This window comes from Prochlorococcus sp. G5PB11 (genome assembly GCF_059772425.1).
The window spans coordinates 1,446,529-1,471,696 of the sequence record NZ_CM186287.1; the positions used below are offsets into that span (position 1 = coordinate 1,446,529).

At 35.6% G+C, this 25,168-nt stretch carries 25 protein-coding genes and 1 tRNA gene; 11 read left to right on the forward strand and 15 right to left on the reverse strand.

The window, feature by feature from the left end; all coding sequences use genetic code 11:
• The first annotated feature begins 19 nt into the window (after positions 1–19).
• On the forward strand, positions 20–1,063 hold the full coding sequence (locus AC6EI0_RS08420) for a PRC-barrel domain-containing protein (RefSeq protein ID WP_498522123.1): 1,044 nt from the start codon (positions 20–22) through the stop codon (positions 1,061–1,063).
• On the opposite strand, the gene AC6EI0_RS08425 is transcribed toward AC6EI0_RS08420, so the two are convergent.
• Positions 1,064–2,341 (reverse strand): glycosyltransferase family protein, encoded by a 1,278-nt coding sequence (locus AC6EI0_RS08425; protein ID WP_498522124.1) that lies wholly within the window; start codon positions 2,339–2,341, stop codon positions 1,064–1,066.
• Positions 2,342–2,367: 26 nt separating this feature from the next.
• Positions 2,368–2,449, reverse strand: a tRNA-Leu gene (locus tag AC6EI0_RS08430).
• Positions 2,450–2,575: 126 nt separating this feature from the next.
• Here AC6EI0_RS08430 and accC point away from each other — a divergent pair.
• The gene (gene accC, locus AC6EI0_RS08435; RefSeq protein WP_498522125.1) at positions 2,576–3,919 is read left to right on the forward strand and encodes an acetyl-CoA carboxylase biotin carboxylase subunit; all 1,344 of its coding nucleotides are present in this window, start codon (positions 2,576–2,578) and stop codon (positions 3,917–3,919) included.
• A gap of 13 nt (positions 3,920–3,932) precedes the next feature.
• Here the strand turns inward: accC and AC6EI0_RS08440 are convergent, their stop codons facing one another.
• Entirely contained in the window at positions 3,933–4,232 is a 300-nt protein-coding gene (locus AC6EI0_RS08440; protein WP_498522126.1) for a YggT family protein, read from the reverse strand.
• A gap of 87 nt (positions 4,233–4,319) precedes the next feature.
• Here AC6EI0_RS08440 and psbX point away from each other — a divergent pair, with 87 nt between their 5' ends.
• Entirely contained in the window at positions 4,320–4,490 is a 171-nt protein-coding gene (psbX, locus tag AC6EI0_RS08445) for a photosystem II reaction center protein PsbX (RefSeq protein ID WP_498520218.1), read from the forward strand.
• A gap of 84 nt (positions 4,491–4,574) precedes the next feature.
• A complete protein-coding gene (locus AC6EI0_RS08450) occupies positions 4,575–5,543 on the forward strand; it encodes a Ycf66 family protein (protein ID WP_498522127.1) in 969 nt (322 codons plus the stop codon).
• 11 nt (positions 5,544–5,554) lie between these two features.
• Here the strand turns inward: AC6EI0_RS08450 and AC6EI0_RS08455 are convergent, their stop codons facing one another.
• The 5 genes from AC6EI0_RS08455 to def form a co-directional block, all read right to left on the reverse strand.
• Positions 5,555–5,794, reverse strand: a complete 240-nt coding sequence (locus tag AC6EI0_RS08455; RefSeq protein WP_498522128.1) for a CAB/ELIP/HLIP family chlorophyll-binding protein — start codon at positions 5,792–5,794, stop codon at positions 5,555–5,557.
• A gap of 9 nt (positions 5,795–5,803) precedes the next feature.
• The gene (locus AC6EI0_RS08460; protein ID WP_498522129.1) at positions 5,804–7,792 is read right to left on the reverse strand and encodes an ABC transporter ATP-binding protein/permease; all 1,989 of its coding nucleotides are present in this window, start codon (positions 7,790–7,792) and stop codon (positions 5,804–5,806) included.
• A gap of 122 nt (positions 7,793–7,914) precedes the next feature.
• Positions 7,915–8,196 (reverse strand): hypothetical protein, encoded by a 282-nt coding sequence (locus tag AC6EI0_RS08465; protein WP_498522130.1) that lies wholly within the window; start codon positions 8,194–8,196, stop codon positions 7,915–7,917.
• A gap of 111 nt (positions 8,197–8,307) precedes the next feature.
• Positions 8,308–8,643 carry a histidine triad nucleotide-binding protein gene (locus AC6EI0_RS08470; protein ID WP_498461958.1) on the reverse strand — a complete coding sequence of 112 codons (336 nt, stop codon included), beginning with the start codon at positions 8,641–8,643 and terminating at the stop codon, positions 8,308–8,310.
• A 69-nt stretch (positions 8,644–8,712) separates the two neighbouring features.
• Positions 8,713–9,321: a peptide deformylase gene (def, locus tag AC6EI0_RS08475; protein WP_498522131.1), complete on the reverse strand. Its 609-nt coding sequence runs from the start codon at positions 9,319–9,321 to the stop codon at positions 8,713–8,715.
• Between the two features lie 96 nt (positions 9,322–9,417).
• Here def and AC6EI0_RS08480 point away from each other — a divergent pair, with 96 nt between their 5' ends.
• The gene (locus AC6EI0_RS08480; protein WP_498522132.1) at positions 9,418–11,343 is read left to right on the forward strand and encodes an alpha/beta hydrolase family protein; all 1,926 of its coding nucleotides are present in this window, start codon (positions 9,418–9,420) and stop codon (positions 11,341–11,343) included.
• On the opposite strand, the gene AC6EI0_RS08485 is transcribed toward AC6EI0_RS08480, so the two are convergent.
• The 4 genes from AC6EI0_RS08485 to sufB are packed head-to-tail and all read right to left on the reverse strand — an operon-like array spanning position 11,340 to position 16,109.
• Positions 11,340–12,587 carry an aminotransferase class V-fold PLP-dependent enzyme gene (locus AC6EI0_RS08485; protein WP_498522133.1) on the reverse strand — a complete coding sequence of 416 codons (1,248 nt, stop codon included), beginning with the start codon at positions 12,585–12,587 and terminating at the stop codon, positions 11,340–11,342. The genes AC6EI0_RS08480 and AC6EI0_RS08485 overlap by 4 nt on opposite strands.
• The gene (sufD, locus tag AC6EI0_RS08490; RefSeq protein ID WP_498522134.1) at positions 12,584–13,828 is read right to left on the reverse strand and encodes a Fe-S cluster assembly protein SufD; all 1,245 of its coding nucleotides are present in this window, start codon (positions 13,826–13,828) and stop codon (positions 12,584–12,586) included. Before sufD ends, AC6EI0_RS08485 begins: the two co-directional genes overlap by 4 nt.
• Positions 13,825–14,616, reverse strand: coding sequence for a Fe-S cluster assembly ATPase SufC (sufC, locus tag AC6EI0_RS08495; RefSeq protein ID WP_498522135.1), 792 nt, complete (start codon positions 14,614–14,616; stop codon positions 13,825–13,827). The genes sufD and sufC overlap by 4 nt, the downstream gene beginning before the upstream one ends.
• Positions 14,617–14,666: 50 nt before the next feature.
• Positions 14,667–16,109 carry a Fe-S cluster assembly protein SufB gene (gene sufB, locus AC6EI0_RS08500; protein ID WP_498522136.1) on the reverse strand — a complete coding sequence of 481 codons (1,443 nt, stop codon included), beginning with the start codon at positions 16,107–16,109 and terminating at the stop codon, positions 14,667–14,669.
• 478 nt (positions 16,110–16,587) lie between these two features.
• Here sufB and AC6EI0_RS08505 point away from each other — a divergent pair, with 478 nt between their 5' ends.
• From AC6EI0_RS08505 to AC6EI0_RS08525, 5 genes are all read left to right on the forward strand, one after another.
• Positions 16,588–16,950: an NDH complex assembly factor CRR9 gene (locus AC6EI0_RS08505; protein ID WP_498522137.1), complete on the forward strand. Its 363-nt coding sequence runs from the start codon at positions 16,588–16,590 to the stop codon at positions 16,948–16,950.
• Between the two features lie 299 nt (positions 16,951–17,249).
• Positions 17,250–18,335 carry a DUF4912 domain-containing protein gene (locus AC6EI0_RS08510; RefSeq protein ID WP_498523524.1) on the forward strand — a complete coding sequence of 362 codons (1,086 nt, stop codon included), beginning with the start codon at positions 17,250–17,252 and terminating at the stop codon, positions 18,333–18,335.
• A 19-nt stretch (positions 18,336–18,354) separates the two neighbouring features.
• Positions 18,355–18,525 (forward strand): DUF8677 family protein, encoded by a 171-nt coding sequence (locus tag AC6EI0_RS08515; RefSeq protein WP_011294071.1) that lies wholly within the window; start codon positions 18,355–18,357, stop codon positions 18,523–18,525.
• 63 nt (positions 18,526–18,588) lie between these two features.
• Positions 18,589–20,238, forward strand: coding sequence for an alpha-D-glucose phosphate-specific phosphoglucomutase (locus AC6EI0_RS08520; protein ID WP_498522138.1), 1,650 nt, complete (start codon positions 18,589–18,591; stop codon positions 20,236–20,238).
• 88 nt (positions 20,239–20,326) lie between these two features.
• Positions 20,327–22,525: an AAA family ATPase gene (locus AC6EI0_RS08525; RefSeq protein WP_498522139.1), complete on the forward strand. Its 2,199-nt coding sequence runs from the start codon at positions 20,327–20,329 to the stop codon at positions 22,523–22,525.
• On the opposite strand, the gene AC6EI0_RS08530 is transcribed toward AC6EI0_RS08525, so the two are convergent.
• Entirely contained in the window at positions 22,526–23,182 is a 657-nt protein-coding gene (locus tag AC6EI0_RS08530) for a 4'-phosphopantetheinyl transferase family protein (protein ID WP_498522140.1), read from the reverse strand.
• Here AC6EI0_RS08530 and bcp point away from each other — a divergent pair.
• Complete coding sequence (gene bcp, locus AC6EI0_RS08535) at positions 23,181–23,648, forward strand: thioredoxin-dependent thiol peroxidase (protein WP_498522141.1); 468 nt, start codon at positions 23,181–23,183, stop codon at positions 23,646–23,648. The genes AC6EI0_RS08530 and bcp overlap by 2 nt on opposite strands.
• On the opposite strand, the gene AC6EI0_RS08540 is transcribed toward bcp, so the two are convergent.
• Positions 23,618–24,376, reverse strand: coding sequence for a type III pantothenate kinase (locus tag AC6EI0_RS08540; RefSeq protein WP_498522142.1), 759 nt, complete (start codon positions 24,374–24,376; stop codon positions 23,618–23,620). The two genes, bcp and AC6EI0_RS08540, sit on opposite strands and share 31 nt — an antisense overlap.
• A complete protein-coding gene (locus AC6EI0_RS08545; RefSeq protein WP_498522143.1) occupies positions 24,349–25,119 on the reverse strand; it encodes a phosphoadenylyl-sulfate reductase in 771 nt (256 codons plus the stop codon). The genes AC6EI0_RS08540 and AC6EI0_RS08545 overlap by 28 nt, the downstream gene beginning before the upstream one ends.
• Positions 25,120–25,168: the final 49 nt, after the last annotated feature.

The window sequence follows — 25,168 nt, forward strand, 5'->3', positions numbered from 1 at the left end:
TCATTACTGCATATTTGAGTTGACCAACACTCAAGCCCAACAAGAATCACCATCAGCTGTTCCAAGTGACAGATTATGGCTTCGTTCTGAGTTAATGGGGACTCAGGTTATTACTCGTGATACTGGACGAAGGCTGGGCCTAGTAGGAGAAGTGATTGTTGATATTGATCGTAGAGAGGTTGTTGCTTTGGGACTACGAGATAATCCTTTAACACGTTTTTTACCTGGTTTGCCTAGATGGCTGCCTCTTGATCAGATCCGTCAAGTAGGGGATGTGATTTTGGTAGATACAATAGACTCCTTAAGTGAAAACTTTGTTCCCGAAAAATTTAATAAAGTTATTAATTGCCAGGTGATTACTGAATCAGGTGATCAGTTGGGAAGAGTACTTGGATTTTCTTTTGATATTGAAACAGGAGAATTGCTTACTTTAGTTATGGGAGCATTAGGCGTTCCTTTATTAGGCGAGGGAGTTTTAAGTACTTGGGAAATGCCTGTTGATGAAATAGTGAGTAGTGGCCCAGATCGAATAATTGTTTATGAGGGAGCTGAAGAGAAATTAAAACAATTAAATAGCGGTTTTCTTGAAAAGCTTGGTGTAGGCAATTCGGGATGGGAAGAAAGCGAAAGAGATAGGTATAGAGTTAATCTTGTCCCAGTTGAAAATCAATTAACTTCTGGCGATAGTGAAAATGATAATCAACGTCTTCTAGAACAATCCCAAGAGGAAATCTTTGAAGAAGAAGAGATGGAATATGTAGAATTAAAAGATTCAGAAGAACGACAATATGATCAGGAATTAAGATATCTTGATGAATCTAATCAATCATCAATTTACTCCGAAATTGATGCAGATGATGTTGGCTATAATCAATCACAATTAAACAATAAGAATGACAATTTTCAAGCTAATATAGCTTCTCCAAAAATTAAAAATAGATCAAAAATTACCAGAGAACAAGAACCTATAGATGTAGAACCCGTAGATGAATTATCTATCAAAGAATCTCAAGATTCTAAACCCAATAATAAAGAACTTTTAGATATTGAAGATCCATGGTAATTATTTTAAAAGTTTCTTTTCTTCTAAAAGATTAATAATTTGCTGACAAAATTTTTTTGTCGCCCCTTTATTGCCTCTGAGTGCTTGTAGATCTTGTTTTTGACCAGAAAGCCTTGAAGGAGAATTTAGCCAATCAATAGTTTCTTTAGCTATTTGTGATGGGGTTATATTGCCGATTCTTTCAGGGACAATCATCCTTTCTGCAGAAATATTTGGCCAAGCCAGGAAACCTCTATTTTTTAGTTTTACTAGGCTAATTAGTAATCCTATGAACCATTTCAAAATTGGCAATCTAGCTATTAAGCCTAGGAAACCATCCCATGCGTCCATTACTAAAATATGCTGCGTAGGTACAACGACTATCATCGGAATATTTAATGATCCTAGCTCGGCAGTATTTGCGCCTATTGTCGTTAGGGCAATATCACATTGGCTAAGATCACTATATGCTGGATGCTTTTCTTGTATAAAAATGACTGTAGAATTAGTAGTAATTAATATTCCTCTTTCTTCTTTATCATTGGCTTTATTAATTGATTTGATACCAGATTTATATTGCTTAGAAATTGGATTTTTGCTACTACCAAAGTAATTAATTTCATCTAAGTTTGTGGTAGGAGCGATAGGTATTAAAAACTTACATTCTGGCATTAACTCGGATATTTTATCTGCCACATCAAGAAAAAAAGGTATTCCAATTTTTAATTTCGCGCTTTTTGAACCTGGCATGAGTGCAATCCACTTGCCAGCAGGGAGGGGGTTATCAATTTTTGCAGTTTCATTTAAATCAGCTGTGAGGTCTCCAATTACAGAACAACGATTTTGAATTTGTTTAGGTACTTTTTCAACAATCTTTTCTGACATTGCGAGGATACGATTATTCCAAAAAGGCCATCTCACAATCCACTCTGCATATGTCATATGCAAATATTTCAATCTTGCTGATAGTAGAACGCTCCAAAATTGATCTCCTCCTAAAAAAATTACTAACCCTTGGGAAGGCCATGAACCAAATTTTTTAGGATGAATAAGAAGCTTTAAAAAATTATTTGCCTTTATTATCTTTTCAAATAGAAACCAATCTTTTGCAACAACAGCTTCATAACCAGTGGCATTTGGGCATGGAACTAATACCAAATTTAAAGATATAGGAGAATTATTTGCTTTTGGTCTTAACGCTATTTGCTTATGAAGTTCTTGGGCTATTGGTTTAACCCATGTAGATAGTTCGCCTGGTCCATTTGAGATGAAAATAATTGCTAAAGAATTATTACTCATTTAAAGATGAGCATCAGCTTTAATAATGCGGATGGCGAGACTTGAACTCGCAAGGCCGAAGCCACATGTTCCTTAGACATGCGCGTATACCAATTCCGCCACATCCGCAAGTTAACTCAGTTAAGCACTAAGTAACCTTGATCATAATGCTAAACCTATTAAGCTTCTACCTAATTGGTTTTAATGTTGGGTACCAATACTGATACGATCCGGCTGAGGACCTAATAATTTTGAATGCCCATAGGCAAATTGCTAATAGCTAATCGTGGCGAAATAGCTTTAAGAATTCTCCGGAGTTGTCGTGAGATGGGGATAGCAACGGTTGCTGTTTACAGTACGGTTGATAAAAATGCTTTACATGTTCAATTAGCTGATGAGGCGGTATGCGTTGGAGATTCGCCTAGCAGTAAGAGTTATCTAAATATCCCGAATATATTAGCTGCAGCGACCTCGAGAGGTGTAGATGCTATTCACCCAGGGTATGGTTTTTTAGCCGAGAATGATCGATTTGCAGAGATTTGTGGGGATCACGGGCTTATTTTTGTTGGTCCATCACCCCATGCAATTCGTTCTATGGGGGATAAGTCAACGGCTAAAACGACCATGCAAAAGGTGGGAGTTCCTACCGTACCTGGAAGTGAAGGTTTACTAGATAGTGTTTCAGCTGCATCCAAGCTTGCCTCTGAAATGGGATATCCAGTCATGATTAAAGCTACTGCAGGAGGTGGTGGAAGAGGCATGCGTTTAGTAGGACATTCAGATGAATTGGAGAATCTTTTTAAAGCTGCACAAGGGGAAGCAGAAGCTGCATTTGGAAATCCAGGTTTGTATATGGAGAAATTTATTGATCTCCCCAGACATGTTGAGGTACAGATTCTTGCTGATCGTTTTGGTAACGTTGTTCACCTTGGAGAGAGAGATTGCTCTATTCAAAGACGGCATCAGAAATTATTAGAGGAATCACCAAGTCCTGCTTTAGATGATCACTTAAGAATCAAGATGGGAGAAGCAGCTATTGCAGCTGCAAAAAGTATCAATTATGAAGGTGCTGGGACAGTGGAATTCCTGCTGGATCGCCATGGAAACTTCTACTTTATGGAGATGAACACTCGAATACAAGTGGAGCATCCTGTAACGGAATTAGTTACTGGTATTGATCTAATAGCAGAACAATTACGTATTGCAGGCGGAGAAAAATTACAACTTAGTCAGTCAGATATCAAGCTAGATGGCCATGCAATTGAATGCAGAATTAATGCCGAAGATCCTAGTCATAATTTCAGACCCTCTCCTGGCAAAATCACAGGCTGGTTGCCACCTGGTGGCCCAGGCGTAAGAGTAGATAGTCATGTGTACACGGGTTACGACATTCCTCCTTTTTATGATTCTTTAATAGGAAAATTAATAGTTTGGGGACGAGATAGAGAAGCTGCACTTAAACGAATGGAAAGAGCTTTAAACGAATGTGCAGTAACAGGAATTACAACTACTATTGATTTTCATTTAAAATTACTTAACAGAACAGAATTTGTAAAAGGGGATGTCCATACAAAGTTTGTTGAACAAGAAATGTTATAAACAGCTTTAAGGATCAAAATATAATTTGTGTTAGTAAACCTTGTTGGCCAAGAAATAATTCACGAAACAGACTTAAGAGACCCACCCAAATAATTGGAGTAACATCTACCCCTCCTATAGGAGCAAAAATTTTTCTAGTAGCTTTCAGTAAAGGTTCAGTTGGTAAGAAGATAATTGGCCACAAACCAGTTCTTAAATCTATTTTTGGATACCAAGTCAAAATAATTCTGAGAAGGAATGCAAGGGTTAGCAAACCTATTAAAAAACCCATTAAAAAATGCAGGGTTGGAAGACTTTTAATTAACAGAGGCATCACAAAGCTCAAAGCATTATTGAATAGATGGTATAAATCATCTTTTATTGCGTAAGATTACTCGGTCTTGCATAAGAATTAGCTGAAATGGCTTTTCATTTATTAAATTTGTTCCTTAGTGCTGGAGCTTCCAGTCAAGCTGCAACAAGTTCTGCTGTGGGGATGATAGGCAGTTTTCTTGCGGCTGGTGCCTTGGTAGTCGCACCTGCAGCAGCTGCATTGATTTGGGTTAGCCAAAAAGATGCATTGAGTAGATAGCCCTAGCAATCACCTGTTTATGCCATAGACTGATAGTAATAAGGGTTGTTTTCAACCTGAAAATCTTTATTTAAGAGGGCAAACTTGGTCAATGCCAGTCTAAATTGGGCCAGCATTGTTGGCATAGTTCTTGCTGTATGCGGAGCTGGCTTATATTTTCTCAGATCTTTTAAGCCAGCATTGGCAAGAGATTACGATGTATTTTTTGCCGCTATAGGTTTGCTCTGTGGCGGAATACTTTTTTTTCAAGGATGGCGTTTAGATCCTATCCTTCAGTTTGGACAATTTTTGCTTGCAGGGACTACTGTCTTCTTTGCTTATGAGAGTGTTCGACTAAGAGGGATTGCAACCGATCAAGCTCGCAGATCTTCATATTTTGATGATGAACTTGAGTTGCCAAGATCTTCTAGGGGAGGTTTGTCTGATGCAGGCTCTGATAGGAATTATGATCGATTTGAGGAATCTCAACCTATCAATAGAAGATTTTCAGGTAGGGATGAGTATCAAGAAGAGTATGCAGACAATGAAAGTTATGGAAGACGTCCATCTAGGGCTGTCATACCTGAGCAAGCTGTAAGTAGAAGGCCAAGAGATATCGATTCTTCAAGAATTAATTCTCGAGGAGCTGAGAGAGAAAGGAGAATGGAAAGGTTTAATAATCCAGACTCTTCTTCAGCAAGATCTTCAGATTTTGGTGAAAGGCGAATTAGTCGTCAAGAGAGCAGAAGAGGAACTCGTCCGTCTGCCAGCAGAGAAACTTCAACTAGTAGAAGAAATGATATATCTAATCCCTCCCAACGATCTTCATCCACAAACACTAATGATTTAACAAGACCTTCCTACAGAACTAGCAGGTCTCCTAAAACTAATAAAAATATTGAAGACGCGGCTTTTTCTAGTGTTGATAAGGCTGTAAACAGAACTAGTAGAAGATCTGAACAAAATTCTGGTGCAAAACCTGCTTCCAATAAAAGATCATCTTCAAAAGGTTCGTATTCATCATCTACAAGAAAGTCGAGACCTAGAGATAACAATTCAAGATTTGATGATTAAGCAAAAAATTATCATTTACTAATTATTCCAGCCCATTCTAAAAAAGATATCTTGCTAATTGCTTCTACAATTAGAACTGCCATTAAACCAATCATTGCAAATCTTCCATTAATTCTTTCTGCGTAGCCACTCCATCCAAATTCAGGAATATCATTTGTGGTTGCACTAGGTGAAAGATCTTTCGCTTCTGAATCAGTTTGCTCTGGCTCAGTTGATTGAATATCTTGAGTTGTTTCAGTATTTGAGTTCATAGAAATAAACTAGTTCTCAGTAAATTGGTAACTTGTAGCGGGCAACAATCGCCAACCTGCATTCTCAGTTATTTCAAGTACATTTTCATGATAGTTCTTTAAGGTTGGCCTATGTCCAACGCTAATGCAAGCCATCTCGCGATGGTTAAGAAGTTCATAAAGATGTTTTTCTGTGTTGACGTCTAATGCACTGGTTGCTTCATCTAAAACAACATATTTAGGTGAATTTAACAAAAGTCTTGCAAAAGCTAATCTTTGTTGTTCTCCGAGAGATAAAAGCCTTTGCCAATCTTGTTTAATATCTAGGTCAGGGTACCTTTGAATAATTTGAGGTAACTTGACTTCATCTAGAACGGCTTTTAAATGATCATCGCTGAATCTGTTTTTATCTAATGGGTAGCAAAGCTGCTCTCTCAAAGAGCCAAGAGTCATATATGGTTTTTGCGGAATAAATAGTAAATCACCATTTGAGGGTGTTTCTATGGTGCCGGATTGAATTGCCCAAAGACCACTAATAGCTCGAAGTAAAGACGTCTTACCGCATCCAGAGGGTCCTACGACAAGTAAACTTTCACCTGATTCGATACTTAGATTTAAGTTATTAATTAGGAAATTCTCTTTCCCAGGGGTTTTAATATTTACATTCTTTAGAACAATAGAATCGTTGGTTTTAATTTCTGCTTTGAAGTCAGCAAACTGGTTATTTCTGATCTCATTCATGTTTGATTGAAATCCTTCAAGTCTGCCTATCGAAGCTGAGAATCTAGCCAAAGCCTCTATTTTATAAATGATAAAAAAAAGTGATCCCTCGAGAAGGTTATAGTTTAAATTGGCTTGTTGAAAACTTCCATAGTCCATTTGCCCACTAAGAATTGGCCCTGAAAGAATAATGAAAGGAATAAAAACACTTCCGTATATTCCAGAGCGTTGGAGCACTCTTAATAATGCTTCCCATATTATTAAAAGATTAAAGTTATCAACCACAGATTTCAGTCTTCTACTAACTTCTTTTTCTTCTTGATTCTCACCAGAATAAAAAGCTATTGATTCTGCGTTGTTTCTTACGTGAACAAGACCATAACGAAAATCAGCTTCAAATCGTAATTGATCATAATTTAATTTGAACAATTTTCTACTAGCAAAAAGTAGTAAAGATGAAACTAATGTGGCGTAAACTATAAGAGCAAGTGTTAGCTCTTTACTTATACTCAGCAAAATAAAAATGTTTAGTGAAAATACTAATAATGAATCAAAAATATTCAGCGATAGGTCAATTGTTTGAGCAGTAAAGTCTCTAGCATCTTCTGTGATTCTTTGATCTGGGTTATCGATATTCGTTTCAGATTCATCGTTGGGATTTAATATGTAATATGTTCTATCGTCTAAGTAATCATTTATCAGGCTTTTAGATAACCACTCTCTCCATAAAAGCTGAAGCTTTGCTGAAAAATAAAATTGGAAGCTTCTTATTGGAAGAGCTGCAATAAAACAAATACCAAGAATCCACAAGTTTTTATAACTTTCTTGTTCATCTTTCTGTATTAATGCATTAGTAATATCCCTGACAAGAAAAGTGATTCCAGCGTTAATTCCGTTGACAGACAACAACATTAATATGATTACTCCTAGTAAAAGCCAAGGCAGCCATCTTTTTTGCCTTAACTGACCACGAACCGTGATGAATGAAAAAACTCCTAAGGCAAATAAACTTGAAATTATTATTCCTGAAGGACCTTCCCAAATGACCTTTAAGGAATTTTGAACACCTCCTAAAAACTGATTTGTTATCTCTGGAACTACGTTGCTTAGCAGGCTCATTAAACCTGTAAGTAAAAATAGAACTGTACCTCCTACACAAAATAATAAAGCAATTAATAAATAGACAAATAGCCAGCCATTGTTTTTTGTATATGGTAAAAAATATGGTTGAGTAAGCTTTCTTAATTTAATAAGTTGGCTTACTAGTCCTTTTTGAGCTTTCGAAATTGATGAAGTCATATTAATTAGATTATTTCAAAGTCAATAAATACTTGATTAGCAATAATGCTAAATTATTTTTTAAAGTTAAATTTTACACTTTTTGAGAGCAGAAACTCATCAAAGTCATTTATGTGTATATCTTAGCTAAAACCCAAATATGTTTTTATTGTCATTGGTATTGGTAGCGAAGAAATAAGCTGCATATCAAAAGAGTGAACAGCTGGGATAGTTTGATCTAAAGCCCAAATAACCAAAAAAGGAGCATTCAGAATTATCTGCCATTGCCATTTGTAAGTTAAAATTGCCCATATTTTTTTTAAAATAGTTTGCTGTTTATCACTAAGTTTTGACCAAAAATCTTGTAAATTGGTGCTTACTTTATTGATAAGGCTGTTTTTATCTGCAGCAGTTTGGGAATCCATTTGACTCTATTAATTAGACATCTTATAGCGCATATATGGGTCAAGCTGAGTCGATAACTGAGCCAGTAATGCAATCGTGTGAATAGCTAGAAAATCATGAAAATTGAGGATTTAACCTGGTGGCCAACTTAATTCCCTTCCGCCAATGAGGTGGATATGTAAGTGAAAAACTGTTTGGCCTGCTCCCTCTCCAGTATTGATAACTGTTCTCCAACTTTCTAAACCAACAGCATTAGCAATTTCAGTTCCTTTTAAAAGTAAATGACCTAGTAATTCTTGATCTTCTTTTTTTATCTCTTTGAGGCTTTTAATGGGTTTTCTTGGAATTATTAAAATATGAGTAGGAGCTTGAGGAGTTATGTCTTTAAAAGCCAAGCATTTCTCGTCACTAAAAACCTCATCACAAGGTATTTCACCGCTGAGTATCTTATCGAAAATTGTTGCCATTAAATCAGAAGCGATGCATATGCCAAGAATCTAATGCGATTCTTTGTAGTTTGAATTGACATGAGTCTTTCAATCGGATTTTTTTATGACATCTTGCTCGTTGAACTTATTTTCTGTTAATTGTTTTTTTAGCTCATCTTGATCAGTAACTTTATCAACAAATAAAACTCCATTGAGATGGTCAATCTCATGCTGAACGCATCGTGCCATGAGACCCTCAGCATTCATTTTTTTTGGTCTACCCATCTCGTCTCGATAACTAAATTTAATCGAGGAGGGCCTTACTACATTGAGATAAACACCAGGTATACTTAGACAACCTTCTTCATAAGTATCTAAGCTTGCACTAGATGAAATTATTTCAGGATTTATAAAAATATTTGGAGGGGTATGTGGATCTTCAAAATTTAAATCAATTACAATTATCCTTTTTTGCACTCCAACTTGTGGTGCTGCTAAACCAATTCCTTTCGCTGAATACATGGTTATGAGCATATTTTTCGCAAGCTTTCTAATTGAATCGTCAACCTTTACTATGCGATTAGCAGGAGTCCTTAAGGTCTCTTCACCAAGCATATAAATCTTTAAAGGAGGATTTTTTACAGCTTCTTTAGAGACTTTATTTAAAGGTTTCTTTTTTTCTGCATTTTTTGCAAGTTGAGCAAAACTTCCAGCCAAAGGAATATCAGAAGAACATCAATTGTTACTTTACTTTGTTTTCACTGATATGAGCGAATTAATTATCGACTCTCAACATGAACTAAAAACAAAACAATGACAATTTTGGACGCTGAAAAAGTTTATGGAGAAGCCCCCATATTTAAAGAGCCTCGGATCATAGGTGACTTGGTTTTATGGTTAGAACAAAGACCAAAAGAAAAGGGCAGAACTACAGCTTTAATTAGACCTTGGAGACAAAAAGATTTATCACCTCAAGAGTTAACACCTTATCCAAGTGATCTAAGGACAAAAATTCATGGTTATGGTGGTGCCCCTTTAACAGCTACCCTAAGTGGATCCGATCTAATATTAACTTGGGTAGACAATAAAGATAACTGCTTATGGATGAAAACTTGGTCTTATGAAGATGCAAATGAAAAATCTTCTTCTTTTAAATTAATACCAAAAATACAATCAATTTGTCTTTCAAAAAAACATAATTCTTTTCTTGCGGGTGGGGTGATTGACCTTCAAAAAAATATTTGGCTTGGATTGATGGAAGATGAAGAAGGAGATCATATAGTTTCTTATTCTTTAGAAAAAATTGATCAATATCCAAAATTTATTTATTCATCTAAGTCCCTTTTAGGCTATCTTGCGCTGAATTGTAAAGATAGAAAATTAGCATGGCTTGAATGGGAAAATACTTCAATGCCTTGGGATTTAAATGAATTAAAATTAGCTAAATTAGATGAGAAAGGAAATATAATTAATACAGTAACTTTTAATAAAGAATATTTAAATCTGACAAAAAGAATATCATTTTTTAATCCTATTTGGTCTGATAAAGGGGATCTTTTTGTTGCTGAAGATAGTAGTGGATGGTGGAATTTAACAAAGATTAAAACTGACACTAATAATAATTCAATTACTATTTTTCAGAATCAATGGACTATCAGGGCTGAAATTGCTTTTCCACAATGGGTCCTTGGGATGTCGAGCTTTTCATGCGTCGGGGATGATGTTGTTGGGGTTTTTGCCCAAGAAGGAATTTGGACTTTAGCTTTATTTCAAAAAAATGGTTACATCAAAATTATTGACCAACCTTTTATTGAGTTCTCAGGTCTTTATTCGTTTGAAAATCGACTTGTTGCAATTGCCAGTAGTTCAGAAATAAGTGAAGGTATTTTTGAAATAGATTTATTGAGTCAAAGTTGGGACCATACTCCTGCCTCTTCATTTAGCTTGGACCCAAAGCAAATAAGTATTGGCGAATCTTTTTGGTTTTCCGGATCAAATGAAGAGACTGTTCATGCTTGGTATTATCCACCTCTAAATAAAGAAAAATTGTTACCTCCATTATTAGTGAAAAGTCATAGCGGTCCTACAGGCATGGCTCATTGTGGATTGAATCTAGAGGTGCAATTTTGGACATCGAGAGGTTGGGCCGTTGTTGATGTTAATTACGGTGGCTCCTCTGGTTTTGGTAGGGAATATAGAGATCGATTGAAAGGTAATTGGGGTGTAATTGATGTTTTGGATTGTGCTAAGGCAGCTCAGTCATTGATTGCCTCTGGTAAGGCTGATAAGGAACGTATTGCAATTGTAGGGAGTAGTGCATCGGGATATACAGCTTTAAGTTGCTTGGCATCTACTGACATTTTTAATATTGGAGCATGTAAATATGCTGTAACTGATTTGATAGGTATGGCTAATTCAACGCATAGATTTGAAGAATTTTATTTAGATTATTTAATAGGAAATATCCAAACTGATTATGAAAAATATGTTCAAAGATCACCAATTGAAAATGTCAATTTTATCAATAAGCCATTGATTTTGTTTCATGGGTTAAAAGATAAAGTTATACTTTCTGATCAATCTATTGCAATTAAGGATCAATTAATAAAACGTGAAATCCCAGTTGAAATTTATTTATTTAATAACGAAGGTCATGGATTTAAGGATGGGAAAACAAAAGTTGATGTTTTAAAAAAAACAGAGGCTTTTTTTAGACAATATCTAAATCTAAATATTTAAGAATTTTTCCTTAAAAAAGAAATTACTGATTTGAGTTCTTCCGTAAGAGAATCAATTTCTGATGGAGTAGATGTAAAGCTCAAACTTGCTCTGGCTGTGCTTTTTATCCCATAGAAGCGATGCAGTGGTTGGCAGCAATGATGACCACTTCTTATGCAAATGTTATTACTATCAAGTAACTCAGCCACATCATTAGAGTGTATCTCCTTTATATAAAAAGTAGCCAATGGTCCTCTATCAGCTTGAATTAAAGGGTTAGGCCCAAGAATCGTTAAATCATCTATCTCCTCCAATTTCTCAAAAAGATATTTTGTTAATTCTTTCTCATAATTATTGATTTCGTTCAATCCAATTGATTGTAAATAATTAAGTGCGGTTCCCATTCCAATTGCTTCTCCTATAGCTGGAGTTCCCGCTTCGAATTTATGCGGTAAGTCTGCCCATGTGCTTTTATCCTTAAACACTTCATTAATCATTTCTCCTCCACCAAGGAAGGGGGGAATTCTCTCCAAAATTTCTTCTCTACCCCATAAAAAACCTATTCCTGTAGGACCGCAAAGTTTATGAGAAGATCCTGCCAGAAAATCAATACCTAGTTTCTTTACATCTACGGGCTTATGAGCAAGACTTTGACAGGCATCTAGAAGAACTAAGCTACCTTTTTTATGTGCAAGGTCAGTAATTTCCTCGATAGGATTACAACAACCTAATGTATTACTCACATGAACAAGACTGACTATTTTGGTTTTATCACTCAACTTCTTTTTAAAATCATCAAGATCTAATTCTCCATTTTTGTCGATATTGATATAAATTAGTTTGCATTTTTTCGCGATTGCAATCAATTGCCATGGAACTATATTACTATGATGCTCCATTAAACTTATCAATATTTCGTCGCTTTCTTTAAGTTCATAATTTCCCCATGCATAAGCTGCAAGATTGATAGCTTCGGTAGCATTTCTAGTGAAAATAATTTCTTTTTCATTATTGCTATTAATAAAATTTGCTGTTAACTTTCTTGAATGTTCGAATTTTTGTGTTGCGATTGCACTCAGCTGATGAGCACCTCTATGAACATTAGCATTTTCAAAGCTGTAGTATTTTTTTAAAGAATCAATTACTGCTTGTGGCTTTTGACTAGTAGCAGCATGGTCTAAATATACTAAATTGTTTTTATTCCCAGCAAAAAGTGGAAAATCATTTCTACTTTTTTCAGCAATCTTTTTTACTAAATCTTTCACTTTTTTATATCTCGTATTAATTTATCAATTAAATTCCATTTTCCAGCACTTTTACGAAAGTGTGAAATCACTTCATCACAATATCCTTTTAATAACAAAGAATTAGCATCTTGATTATCAATACCTCTACTAAGTAGATAAAATAATTCCTCATCTTGGAGTTGGCTTACAGTTGCACCATGAGTACACCTGACATCATCAGCAACTATCTCAAGTTCTGGTTTTGTATCTATCCTGGCGCGCTTGGAAAGTAATAAATTTCTACTGAGCTGAGCAGCTTCTGTTTTTTGTGCTTTTTGCGGAACGTCAATCGAACCATTGAAAATGCAATGGGAATATTCAGAAGCGATGGCTTTTTGTAATTGGTCAAGCTTTCCATTTGGGCCATCAAATCTAATTAAAGAATGTGTTGCTATTTGCTCTTTTGATTTGGTGACTTGAAGCCCTCTGATATTTGTGGAAGCTTCTCCTTTGCTTTGAATTATTCTTGGTTCAAATCGAGCATAATTCCAACCATGATGAATTGAATTAAGTGAATATTTACTCTCCTCTGCTTGTTCTACAGCTAAAGTACAAATTGAGGAGGATTCTTTTTCTTCACCAAAAGAAATTAACCCATGAGTTAGCTCTACGTTTGGTTCTAGTTTTATTTCAATTAAATGATTATGTGCTGAATTATTGTTACCTAGAAAAATTTGCAAAAGATCTAATGTTGCGCCCTCTTCTATAAGCAGAAAGATTCTAGTCGAGGTTGATTTTTTATCTATTGATGGAATTACAATTTCTAATGATTGATTGAAATTACTTTTAACCTTTAAAGCTAAAACCTCCAGACTAGATGCCTGATTTAGATAAACTGAAACGTCATTCTTTATGTTAGTTGACTTAACTATTTTGCCAAGATTATCTTCAATTTCTCTATTAGTTAGCCTTTCAATTCCATCAGGTAAATTAATATTTAGAACTGGATTTTTATTAGGACTAATTATAATTCTTTCTCTGTTCTTATCCTTGTCAGGGAAGTTAGATTCAACTTTACTATCTTCTTTATCAATCATTGTTGGTAAAGATAAAAAAGTATTTAGCCTATTTAAATTGGATAATCTCCACGCTTCATCCTCTTTAGAAGGCATTCCTTTATCTAAGAGGAATGCTCTTCCTATTAATTGTTCGTTTTTTAAATAACCTTGAGTTAGTGGAAGAGAGTCCAGCCAATCTTGGCAAATAGTTGATGATTTCATTTTGCCATCTGATTGTCTTTGGCATTTTGGTCAATGAAGTCATATCCTGATTTCTCAAGGTCAATTGCTAGTTCTTTTGTGCCGGTTTTTATTATTTTTCCATCAGCCATTATATGTACAAAGTCAGGAGTAATTTCATTGAGTAGTCTTTGATAGTGGGTTATTAAAATTGTCGCCGAATTTGGTTGCGAGAGTTTATTGATCCCAGATGCAACAATTCTGAGAGCATCGATATCAAGGCCTGAGTCAGTCTCGTCGAGTATTGATATGACTGGCTCAATAAGAGCCATTTGAAGAATTTCGTTCCGTTTTTTCTCCCCGCCTGAGAACCCTTCATTCACGCTTCTTTGTAGAAAGGCTGGATCCATTTCAACTATTTGCAATCTTTCTTTTACTAGATCTTCGAATTCAAAAGTGTCTAATTCACTTTTATTTAATTCTTTTCTTCTTGAATTTGTGGCAACTCTTAAGAATTCTAGATTACTAACACCAGGAATCTCTACTGGGTATTGGAAACCAAGAAAAATCCCAATTCTTGCTCTTTCCTCAGGAGCGAGATCAAGAATATTCTTACTTTTAAATTGGATGGATCCAGAAAGAACTTTATAAGATGGATGGCCAGCTATAACTTTAGAAAGTGTACTTTTTCCACTCCCATTGCGACCCATGATTGCATGGATTTCTCCTTCTTTGACTAACAGATTGACTCCATGAAGTATCTCCTGATCTTCAACACTGGCATGAAGATCTTTAATAGATAATATTGTTTCTGAAGTTGATGAAAGCACTAAATTAGATGGGAAGTTGTAGAGAGTAGAGGTGAAATTTTAGTTGATTTTTATCCAACCGAACCCTCCAATTTTAAAGCTAAAAGTTTATCTGCTTCAGATGCAAATTCCATAGGTAATTCATTGAAAACATCACTACAAAATCCACTGATTAACATTGAGACTGATTCTTCGAAATCAATTCCTCTACTTTGCAAGTAAAACAGTTGATCCTCTGAAATTCTACAAGTACTGGCTTCATGTTCAATATTGGATTGAGGTTGCTTGGATTGAATATATGGATATGTATTTGCGCTTGCTTTGTCACCGATCAACATGGAGTCACATTGACTGTAATTGCGCGAACCCTCAGCATTTGGGCTTATTGAGACAAGACCTCGATAGCTATTCTTAGATTGTCCTGCACTAATACCTTTACTGACGATCTTTGATTTTGTATTTTTCCCTATGTGAATCATTTTTGTCCCAGTGTCCGCTTTTTGCAGATTATTAGTTAATGCAATTGAATAAAATTCACCAATTGAGTTATCTCCTTGTAATACGCAACTTGGGTATTTCCATGTGATGGCAGATCCAGTTTCGACTTGAGACCAGCTGATTTTGCTTTTTTCCCCTCGACATTCTCCTCTTTTTGTGACGAAGTTATATATTCCTCCAATACCCTCTTCATTGCCTGCATACCAATTTTGTACTGTTGAGTACTTGATAGATGCATTATCGAGTGCGACAAGCTCGACAACAGCAGCATGAAGTGTATTGGTATCAAACATGGGTGCTGTACAGCCCTCTAGATAACTAACGGAGGAAGATTCTTCTGCGATAATTAAAGTTCTTTCGAATTGGCCAGTGTCTCCAGAATTGATTCGAAAATAAGATGATAATTCCATTGGGCATTCGACACCTTTAGGTATATAAACAAATGAACCATCACTGAAAACCGCAGAATTCAGGGCTGCAAAAAAGTTGTCATTTATAGGAACAACTGTTCCTATGTATTTTTCAATTAAATCTGGATATTCACTAACAGCCTCACTAATAGAGCAGAATATGACTCCGTGTTCGGAGAGCTTTTCTTTGTATGTAGTTGCGATGGAAACGCTGTCGAAAACAGCATCTACGGCTACATTAGATAACCTTTTTTGTTCACTTAGTGGTATTCCTAGCTTTTCAAAAGTTTCAAGCAATTTAGGATCAACTTCATCTAAACTTTTTTTCTTAATATCTTGTTTCGGAGCTGCATAATAAACTAGATCTTGATAATCTACTTTAGAATAAGATAAGCCGGACCAGTCAGGTTCTTTCATCTTCAACCATTGTTCATAAGCTCGCAAACGAAATTTCAATAAAAAATCAGGTTCATTTTTTTTTGCGGAAATTAGCCTAATAACATCTTCATTCAAACCTTTTGGGATTTTTTCAGTTTCAATTTCAGTTATAAAACCATACTTATAAGGTTGGGAAACAATTTCTTCGACGGTATTAGATTGGGTCATTTTATTTTGATTAAATCAAGTCGTAGTAGTTTTTATTTATGAAAAGTTTGGCTTTTAAAGATCCAAGATAATCATCAATTATGACATTTGAGGTTCGTCATTGGATCAGAGTGTTTTGATAGTTGGATCTCAAATGTCATTCTAAGTCAAATCAAGTGGGAAAACCCAGTGTTACGAAAGTAGTTTCAATCTCCTATTACCTTACGCCAAAATACTTGCGATCGTTTCAAGTTGTAATTGTGCTGGAATAGGCTTTTAATCTATTTGAAATTCCTAAAAGATTTTTCAATGTATAGAAATAGTTGTGTAAACCCCTATTAAAACAATTGATCTCATTTTTAAATTCCTCGTTTGAGCTTGTAATAGTCATTGAATGAATATTTTTATTCTGTTTATAGGTGCAAAAAAATAAGATAAAATCTATCAAAAGATAAATATTCTTTTAAACTTTAGATGTAAGAGATCGTCCCCCTGACAGATGATTCAATCTGATTTTGTCGATAGTTTTCCAAATAGCCCCTTAAGTAAAGAGGATATAAATTTGATCGCATTGACTAATCTTTCAGTTAGTCAAAAGCATCATTTAAGGATGCTTGCACATTGCCTGTATTGCTTTAAATCAATGAATAAAGAGCACTCAGGCGGTTTGCTTCCTGTGAAGGAGGAATGGCTTGAATGGTGCTTGAAAAATCCAATCATGCTTAAAGATGACGAGTTCGTGCACGTTATGTTTGAGCAATTTTCTGGAGCAGCTATCCAACTGGAAAGATTGTCAAATGATTTGAAAATTCCTCCATTGGATTTGACGTTGAAAAATTTAATCGACGCTTATGAAGATTGACATCGCTTTGATTAATCCATAAGAAAAATTTCTTTGAGAAAGATGATCCCAAAGAAAAAAGTCTTTGAAATTTCAAGGATCAGGATTTATTTTTTTTGATTGAATTGGAATTTATTTCGTTTGTTTCAAATTCGTGGATTGATAAGCAACTCCTATTTTTTAGTTATAGCAATGCTTTTTCTCTGAAGATCCAAATTTTTGCTCTCTGCTTGGAGTCAGTAGATGCTGACCACACCAACGAGAAGAGCACATTTCATCACATACTTATCGCACTGATCCCAAACAAAAAATGGAGGTTTATGGGCGTGACTATTGATCAAGAATCCCTGTCACGTTTAACACTTCGTCAGCTTCGTATTAAAGCGAGTAAACTAGGTATTCCCCTTTACAGTAGAAAATCAAAGGCTGATTTAGTAAAATGTGTTTTTCTATATGAGGAAAAAAGAGAATTAGAAAAACAGTTGATAAACAATAAGGTCGAACAATCTAACGAAGCAACCTACTCAAGTTCATCTGAGACTAAAGTTGTTTTTTTACCTCGTGATCCCGAGTGGGCATATGTCTTTTGGGAAATATCAGATACAGATCGTGCTAATGCTCAAAACGAAGGCGCTAATAGGCTTTCTTTGCGCTTAGCTGATGTGACCAATACAAATAACGGGGAAGCTAATCCTGGAACTCTTCAAGAAGTTGTTGTTGATAGTCATAGTACTGAATGGTATTTACCTATTCCTTTAGGTGGGAGAGACTACATGGTCGAACTCGGTTATCGAATTGGTCATAAATGGATGTCACTTGCTCATTCATCTTCAGCCAAAGTCCCCTCACTACATCCTAGTGAACAAATTCTTGATCAATTTGTTCCTTTTAGTTTGGAAGCTCCAGCGTCTACAACTGAACCTCAGATAGAAAATTTTGCATTAGAAAAACCCGATAGTGGTTTGCATGAGCGCTTGTATCAATCAGCGACCACAAAGTTCAGAACACGAAGAGTTGGCTCAGAAGAATTTCAAGAGGGTGTTCCAGGAGATATCAATACAAATAACGAATCTGGTTCTGGTCTTTGGGCTAGTGGCTTGAATGAGTCTGGCATTGGAGGGGTTCCACAAACTCGCTCCTTTTGGTTGGTTGCTGATGCGGAATTAATTGTGTATGGAGCTACAGATCCTTCAGCTAAATTGTTTATCGAAGATGAAGAGGTCCCATTGGCAAATGATGGAACTTTTAGATTGCAAGTTCCATTTAGAGACGGTATTCAGAACTATTCAATCAAAGCAATAGATAAAGATGGAATAGATTCCAGGAACATAACAATGAAATTCGAAAGAGTTACCCCAGTTGATAATACGAATCCAAATTCCAAGGCTGAATCAGAATGGTTTTAAATTTAATCCCAATTCATTGATGGTTCGTTTAATTGTTGCTTTTACTCCATTAGTAGGTGCTATTGCTTTTCCTTTATTAATTCCTACTACGATTGAACGTTTAGGACTTGGTCCGGGTGTTTTAAGTGCGTTGATTTTAAGTACCCTTTGGTTTATAGCAATGCTTCGTACTTCTGAAATGCCTCACTGAATTAAAATTTGCCATTTCGATTCTCTATTCATCCTCGATATCATTTACTAATCTATTCCCAAAGTGTTTTCTACAGAATTTAGCCAACTTACAATTAAGTTAAACTCACCTTTTACTGACCAGAAACCAGGTACCTCTGGATTAAGGAAAAGTACTTTGCAATTCGAGAAGACTCACTACCTTGAGAGTTTTATTGAGTCAATCTTGTGTTCTCTGCCTGGGGTGCGAGGAGGTGTTTTGGTTGTAGGAGGTGATGGAAGATACGGCAACAAAAGAGCTATTGATATCATTATTCGGATGGCAGCCGCACATGGTATTCAGAAAGTTATAACAACTGTAGATGGGATTTTGTCTACCCCCGCGGCTTCTAATTTGATTCGCATCAATAAAGCAATAGGTGGAATTATTTTGTCTGCTAGTCATAATCCAGGTGGAGTTGAAGGTGATTTTGGAGTCAAGCTAAATGGGGCAAATGGTGGACCGGCTTCCGAATCTTTAACTGATCAAATTTATAATTACTCAAAAAATCTTACAGAATATAAGATCGTACAATGTGAATCAAATAATTCTTTTTCAACTGGTAAATATAAATTAGCGTCAATGATTGTCGAGATCATTGACGGGGTAGAAGATTACTTAGATTTAATGAAAAAAATATTTGACTTTGATTTGATTAGTTCCCATATCAACAAAGATTTTCCTATCGTTTTTGATGCATTAAATGCTGTTACTGGGCCATATGCAAAGCGTTTGTTTGTTGACCATTTAGGCGCCAATTCAGAAACAGTAAGGAATGGAAAACCTTTGGAAGATTTTGGCGGTCTTCATCCTGATCCAAACTTGACTTATGCAAAAGATCTTGCAGATTTGCTTTTAAAAGGAAATTTATTTTCCTTCGGAGCAGCATGTGACGGAGATGGCGATAGAAATATGATTTTAGGACGTGGTTGCTTTGTAAATCCTAGTGATAGTCTTGCGATTTTGGCTGCGAATTATGATTGTGTACCAGGCTATGCCAAAGGTTTAGCTGGTGTTGCTCGTTCCATGCCGACGAGTTCAGCAGTGGATGTTGTGGCAAAACACTTAGGGATAAATTGCTTTGAAACCCCTACTGGGTGGAAATTCTTTGGCAATCTTTTGGACGCCAATAAAATTACTCTGTGTGGGGAGGAGAGCTTTGGGACTGGAAGTGATCATGTAAGAGAGAAAGATGGATTGTGGGCTGTTCTCTTTTGGTTGCAGATACTTGCGTCCAAGAAAAAGTCTGTTTCTGAGATAATGAGAAACCATTGGCTATTTTTTGGTCGTCATTATTATTCTCGTCATGATTATGAATCTATTCCATCTGAAGTTGCAAATACTCTTTATTCAAGATTGAGTAATATGCTTCCCAGTCTGAAAGATAAATCTTTTGCTGGAAGAACAATTAAAAATGCTGATGATTTTAGCTATACAGATCCAGTGGATGGTTCAATAACGCTTAATCAGGGTTTGAGAATTTTATTAGATGATGGTAGTCGAGTGTTAGTAAGACTTTCTGGCACGGGCACTCAAGGAGCTACTTTGAGAGTATATTTTGAAAGCTTTGTTCCCAGTAATGGTGATATCAATCAAGATCCGCAGTTAGCCTTGAACCATTTAATTAAAAGTATTGACTCTCTAGCTCAGATTTCAAAACTAACAGGTATGTCAACTCCTACAGTTATTACCTAGATCAAAAATCTTCCAATTGGAAATCATCAAAACAACTTTATAAGTTTTTTTTTGCTTTTAGAGTAATAAAAATGTTTGTTTGTTAGCTTTGGCCAAAGATCTGTTTGCTTTTAATGGTGAACAGCTAATACAGAATAATGCTCCTTTAGCTGATCGCTTGCGGCCTCAAACACTTGATGAATTTGTTGGTCAAGATCACATTCTTGCTCAAGGGCGTTTGTTGAGACGTTCAATTATTGCTGATAAAGTAGGCAACTTGTTGCTTTATGGACCACCGGGAGTTGGTAAGACTACTTTGGCTAGGATTATCGCTTCAAACACTCTATCTCACTTTAGTGTCATAAATGCTGCCCTGGCTGGTATCAAGGATTTAAGGTCTGAGATTGACTCTGCAATAGATAGATTAAATAAATATGGTAAACGCACGATTTTATTTATTGATGAGGTTCATAGATTTAATACTGCTCAACAAGATGCGTTATTACCTTGGGTTGAAAATGGAACTTTGACACTAATTGGTGCAACTACGGAGAATCCATATTTTGAAGTAAATAAAGCATTGGTAAGCAGATCTAGATTATTTCGTTTAAATAGTCTTAACGTAAAAGCATTACATCAATTATTGCAACGAGCTTTGAGCGATAAGGAAAGGGGTTATGGGTTGAAATTAATTAATATAGCCAGTGCTGCTCAGGACCATTTAGTTGATGTGTGTAATGGCGATGCACGCGTTCTGCTTAATGCTCTTGAACTTGCTGTAGAGAGCACCATCGCAAATCAAGATGGTTCAATCAGTATTGATCTAAAGATTGCTGAGGATTCAATTCAAGAAAGAGCGGTTTTATACGACAAAAAAGGTGATGCTCATTTCGATACTATAAGCGCTTTTATTAAGTCATTACGGGGTTCTGATCCTGATGCGGCATTATTTTGGCTTGCTCGAATGCTGGAAGCAGGAGAAAATCCACGATTTATTTTCAGACGTATGCTTATAGCTGCGGGAGAGGATATTGGTCTTGCTGACCCTAATGCAATTGTCATTGTTGAGTCATGCGCCGCTGCTTTTGATCGAATAGGTTTACCAGAAGGTATTTACCCGCTGGCGCAAGCAACTTTGTACTTGGCTTCAACTGAGAAGAGCAATAGCGTGAAGGCTATTTTTAAAGCGGTTCAGAAAGTCAAAGATTCCCATAAGCAAAACGTTCCTTCTCATCTTAAAGATGCAAATCGAGATAAAGAAGCTTTTGGAGATGGCATGGGCTACAAATATCCCCATTCTTTTTCAAAAAATTGGGTCCCTCAACAATATTTGCCGGATAGCTTAGTAAACGAGATTTTTTGGGAGCCAACTGAATGTGGATGGGAAGGGCAAAGACGGTCCCTTTTGAATGAAAGAAGATCTGAGCAGATAGCTTCTTTAGGTGAAGTTGAGCACCAAAATCCTTTAACTATTACATCTGGAAAAGTTGATAATGATTTGGAGAAATGGTTATTTCGTCAAGCTTTGCAAGAGGGGGAACGATTGAGTCAATTGGCGACTAAATTATGGTCAGGTGTTACCTGGAAGAAAAATCATAGAGTTTTAGTCTTAACTCCTAGTTCTTTGCTTTGGTCGTTAAAGCCTTTAAGAGAGACTTCTGAAGGTGGAGTTTTCTTAGCTGCATCAGAAGATAAGCATCCAAGGTTATTGGCTGAATTAGAGATTTTGGCTCTAATGGAGCGACCTGTTTTAATTGATTCAAAAGTTGAATCAATTAAAAAATTAGAAGACAACCTTAAATTTGAGGTAATAGGAGGAAGGATCCCTTGGAAAGTTTTCTCTGAAACAAATTTTTCTAAATTGTGGCCGATTCTGGCTGAAAAATGTACAGCGAACGCAGAATTAAGTTTGATTATTAGCAATCCATGTTCTGGCCCTGCTTTTGCTTTACGGGAAAACTTAGAAGTTTATAGCAATAATAAAAATTCTGATTTTCTATTATTAAATAATTTAATTTCCACAGAAGAGAAGTGGTTAAAGAAACAAGAAAATAAAAAGAATTTTATTTCACAATTGGAAAAATTAGGCTGGAATGTTTTTTTAGAGGAGTGGACTGAGTATGTATATCAGAAAATTGATACCTCTATAATAAAAAGGTGGCTTACTCAAGGCAGTGATTATCGTGAAATTATTCTAAAAGATTATGAGGAAGAAAAATTGAATCGATTGAAAGAATTATTTAAAAGATTGAATGGACGGACTATAAAACAGAAACTTATACATACTAAGTTTCTTGCTAAAATATAATTAATTAAGGCAAAGTATTGGTTTGTTAGTTATTAAATCTCCATCTAATGCAATTGCAAAGGTCCATTGATCATGACTTTGCCCGTAAACTTTTACTTTATGTCCAAATTTTTTATTGTAGGCAAATTGTGATTTATTTTTCCAAATCCATTGATTTAAATTTGTCGCTATCTTTCCACTCTGCCATTTGATTGCAGCTTCTTTGACGACCCATCTTTTAAGGACTAGTTCTCTAGCTTGGAAGGGGTTTAAATGTTCTATTTCGCAATTCTCATATTGAGTGAAAAAACGTTTTGACAATTTTTGAGCTTGAAATTCTCTGTCCTTTCTTTCTATATCTACCCCAATTTTTTTTGAGGACCATCCGATTAATAAAGCATCATAACAGTGACTAATACTGATATGACCCCATCCTTCCGCTAATAAAGGCGGTTTCCCAGGGTCGGCTTTGAGAGGTATATCGAGAGGGTCTAAGCCTGTCATGTTGGACATGACATTTCTGATGCAGCCTCTCGAGAAGTGGTAAATCATCCCCCTTTTTGGTTTTAACTTTTGAACCCATTTTTTTTCTTCGCTGCTTATTGGTAAAAGTTTTGATGACATCAAAAAAAGCCAAAGACCTAGTACGCTTTGATTGTTTATTTGAGTTGTATTCATGACTCTTTGTATTGGTGATTCTGCACCAGACTTTACTCTCCTTAATCAAGATGGTCTTGATATCAGTCTCTCATCATTTAAAGGTTCGAGAGTAGTAATTTATTTTTATCCAAAAGATAATACCCCTGGCTGTACTAAAGAAGCTTGCAGCTTTAGAGATAATTGGGAGCTTTTCAAATCAAACAATATTCACGTTTTAGGTATTAGTAAGGATGGCTCAAAGTCACATATCAAATTCATTGATAAGCATAAATTACCTTTTACACTTCTTACTGACAGTGACCCATGTCCTGTTGCAACTTTATATGAAAGTTATGGCTTGAAGAAATTTATGGGTAGAGAGTATTATGGAATGATGAGACATACTTTTGTTATAGATAAAGACGGGAAAATTGAATTAATATACTTAAAAGTAAAATCAGAAAATATGGCTAATCAAATTTTAAATGATCTCAAATTGATTTGATTTTTGTATATATCAATCATTCCCTCTAGAACTAGATTTGGGCAATGATTGATATTAATATTTGTATTTTTAAGTTCATTTAATATTAATGGTGCATCACCTCCGCACATCCATATTGGTAATTTTGTATCTGCAAAAATTTTTATAATTAACCCTATTAATGAATTTATTGAACCTTTTATCATTGCCTTATCAGTCTCATGTTGAAATATCTCAGACGGTATTTTTTTAACAATAGGAGCTTCTAGATTTAATGTGCCAGTGGCCATCGAAGATAATTGAAGACTGAAGCCAGGAATTAGTTGACCTCCAGCAAATTCTCCTTTATTTGTTATTTTTGTGACGCTTAAGATTGTACCTGCATCCATAATAATTAAATCTTTTTCTTTGCTTTTTGAAGATAAGTGCTTTTTGAAAGCACTCCATGAAGCAAGAGCTCTGTCAATTCCTAAATGAGATGGAAGATTACTTAGGGGTACGTTATCTAAAATTATTTTTTTTGAAGGAGTTAATTTAATATTCTCAGGGACAGTACCTACTGAGGCCCAAGTTAATTGAGAGTAATCTTTATTTGCAAATTCTATTGGATTTGGTGGGGTATGAAAATATTTCCAAGTTTTGTTTACCTTGCTTGCCCAATGCCATCTCGTATTACCAATCATTAAATAATTTTCTTCTGCGTACATGAGTTTATTCTTTGTTATTGAGTATTTAAATGGATCCCGCACTCTTCACTTAGGCCCCCAAATCTTGTTGACCTTCCTTTGATATTACTATTTTCTGCTTCGCTAGAATGCCAATCTCCTACAGTGGAATAGCCTTTTTCAAATAATGGATGTTGAGGTAATTTGTTTTTCTCCATGTAATAGAAAATATCTTTTTTATTCCAGTTTAGAAGTGGTCGGAGAGTTAAACGTTCTCGAATAAAATCAATATTAGACATTGATTGTCTGTTCTTGGTTTGGCCTTTTCTGACTCCGCTTGCCCAGCAATGAACATTTAGGTCTGAGAAAGTCTTTTCAAGAGGATCAACTTTCCGAATCTGATGATATTTTTCAAGATCTTTTTGTAATCCTGTTTCCCAAAGACGACCATATAAAGCCTCCATTCTTGCTGGGGATATGGGACTTTGAGCAACTACTAAATTTAATTCGAATAGTTTTGTTAATTTTTCTGCGTAGCTATAAGTTTCTTTTGGAAGATAGCCTGTGTCAATCCAAATGACCTTTGGCTTTTGATTAGATTTTAATGCCACCGTCATATGAAGTAAGACAGCAGATTGGATCCCAAAACTGGTTGTTAGAACAAATCTCTCATCAAATTGTTCAAAGCCCCATTCAAGTTGAGCTTGAGCGGACAGTTGCTCTAGGTCTTTGCTCGTCTCATTAATTGATTTCATCAGAGAAGGTTGAGGAAATTGAGCGGCTTTTCTCAAATCATTGGTGTAATTGTCTTTAGATTCTTTCTTCATGTTTGAGTTTTGTATGCCGAATTAGTCAAAGTTTGTTTAGGGTCTTTGA

Coding starts and splice junctions, on each gene's coding strand:
- AC6EI0_RS08425 (WP_498522124.1), bottom strand. CDS start 2,341: ATGAGTAATAATTCTTTAGCAATTATTTTCATCTCAAATGGACCAGGC.
- accC (WP_498522125.1), top strand. CDS start 2,576: ATGCCCATAGGCAAATTGCTAATAGCTAATCGTGGCGAAATAGCTTTA.
- AC6EI0_RS08440 (WP_498522126.1), bottom strand. CDS start 4,232: ATGCCTCTGTTAATTAAAAGTCTTCCAACCCTGCATTTTTTAATGGGT.
- psbX (WP_498520218.1), top strand. CDS start 4,320: ATGGCTTTTCATTTATTAAATTTGTTCCTTAGTGCTGGAGCTTCCAGT.
- AC6EI0_RS08455 (WP_498522128.1), bottom strand. CDS start 5,794: ATGAACTCAAATACTGAAACAACTCAAGATATTCAATCAACTGAGCCA.
- AC6EI0_RS08460 (WP_498522129.1), bottom strand. CDS start 7,792: ATGACTTCATCAATTTCGAAAGCTCAAAAAGGACTAGTAAGCCAACTT.
- AC6EI0_RS08465 (WP_498522130.1), bottom strand. CDS start 8,196: ATGGATTCCCAAACTGCTGCAGATAAAAACAGCCTTATCAATAAAGTA.
- AC6EI0_RS08470 (WP_498461958.1), bottom strand. CDS start 8,643: ATGGCAACAATTTTCGATAAGATACTCAGCGGTGAAATACCTTGTGAT.
- AC6EI0_RS08480 (WP_498522132.1), top strand. CDS start 9,418: ATGACAATTTTGGACGCTGAAAAAGTTTATGGAGAAGCCCCCATATTT.
- sufD (WP_498522134.1), bottom strand. CDS start 13,828: ATGAAATCATCAACTATTTGCCAAGATTGGCTGGACTCTCTTCCACTA.
- sufB (WP_498522136.1), bottom strand. CDS start 16,109: ATGACCCAATCTAATACCGTCGAAGAAATTGTTTCCCAACCTTATAAG.
- AC6EI0_RS08505 (WP_498522137.1), top strand. CDS start 16,588: ATGATTCAATCTGATTTTGTCGATAGTTTTCCAAATAGCCCCTTAAGT.
- AC6EI0_RS08510 (WP_498523524.1), top strand. CDS start 17,250: ATGGGCGTGACTATTGATCAAGAATCCCTGTCACGTTTAACACTTCGT.
- AC6EI0_RS08515 (WP_011294071.1), top strand. CDS start 18,355: ATGGTTCGTTTAATTGTTGCTTTTACTCCATTAGTAGGTGCTATTGCT.
- bcp (WP_498522141.1), top strand. CDS start 23,181: ATGACTCTTTGTATTGGTGATTCTGCACCAGACTTTACTCTCCTTAAT.
- AC6EI0_RS08530 (WP_498522140.1), bottom strand. CDS start 23,182: ATGAATACAACTCAAATAAACAATCAAAGCGTACTAGGTCTTTGGCTT.
- AC6EI0_RS08545 (WP_498522143.1), bottom strand. CDS start 25,119: ATGAAGAAAGAATCTAAAGACAATTACACCAATGATTTGAGAAAAGCC.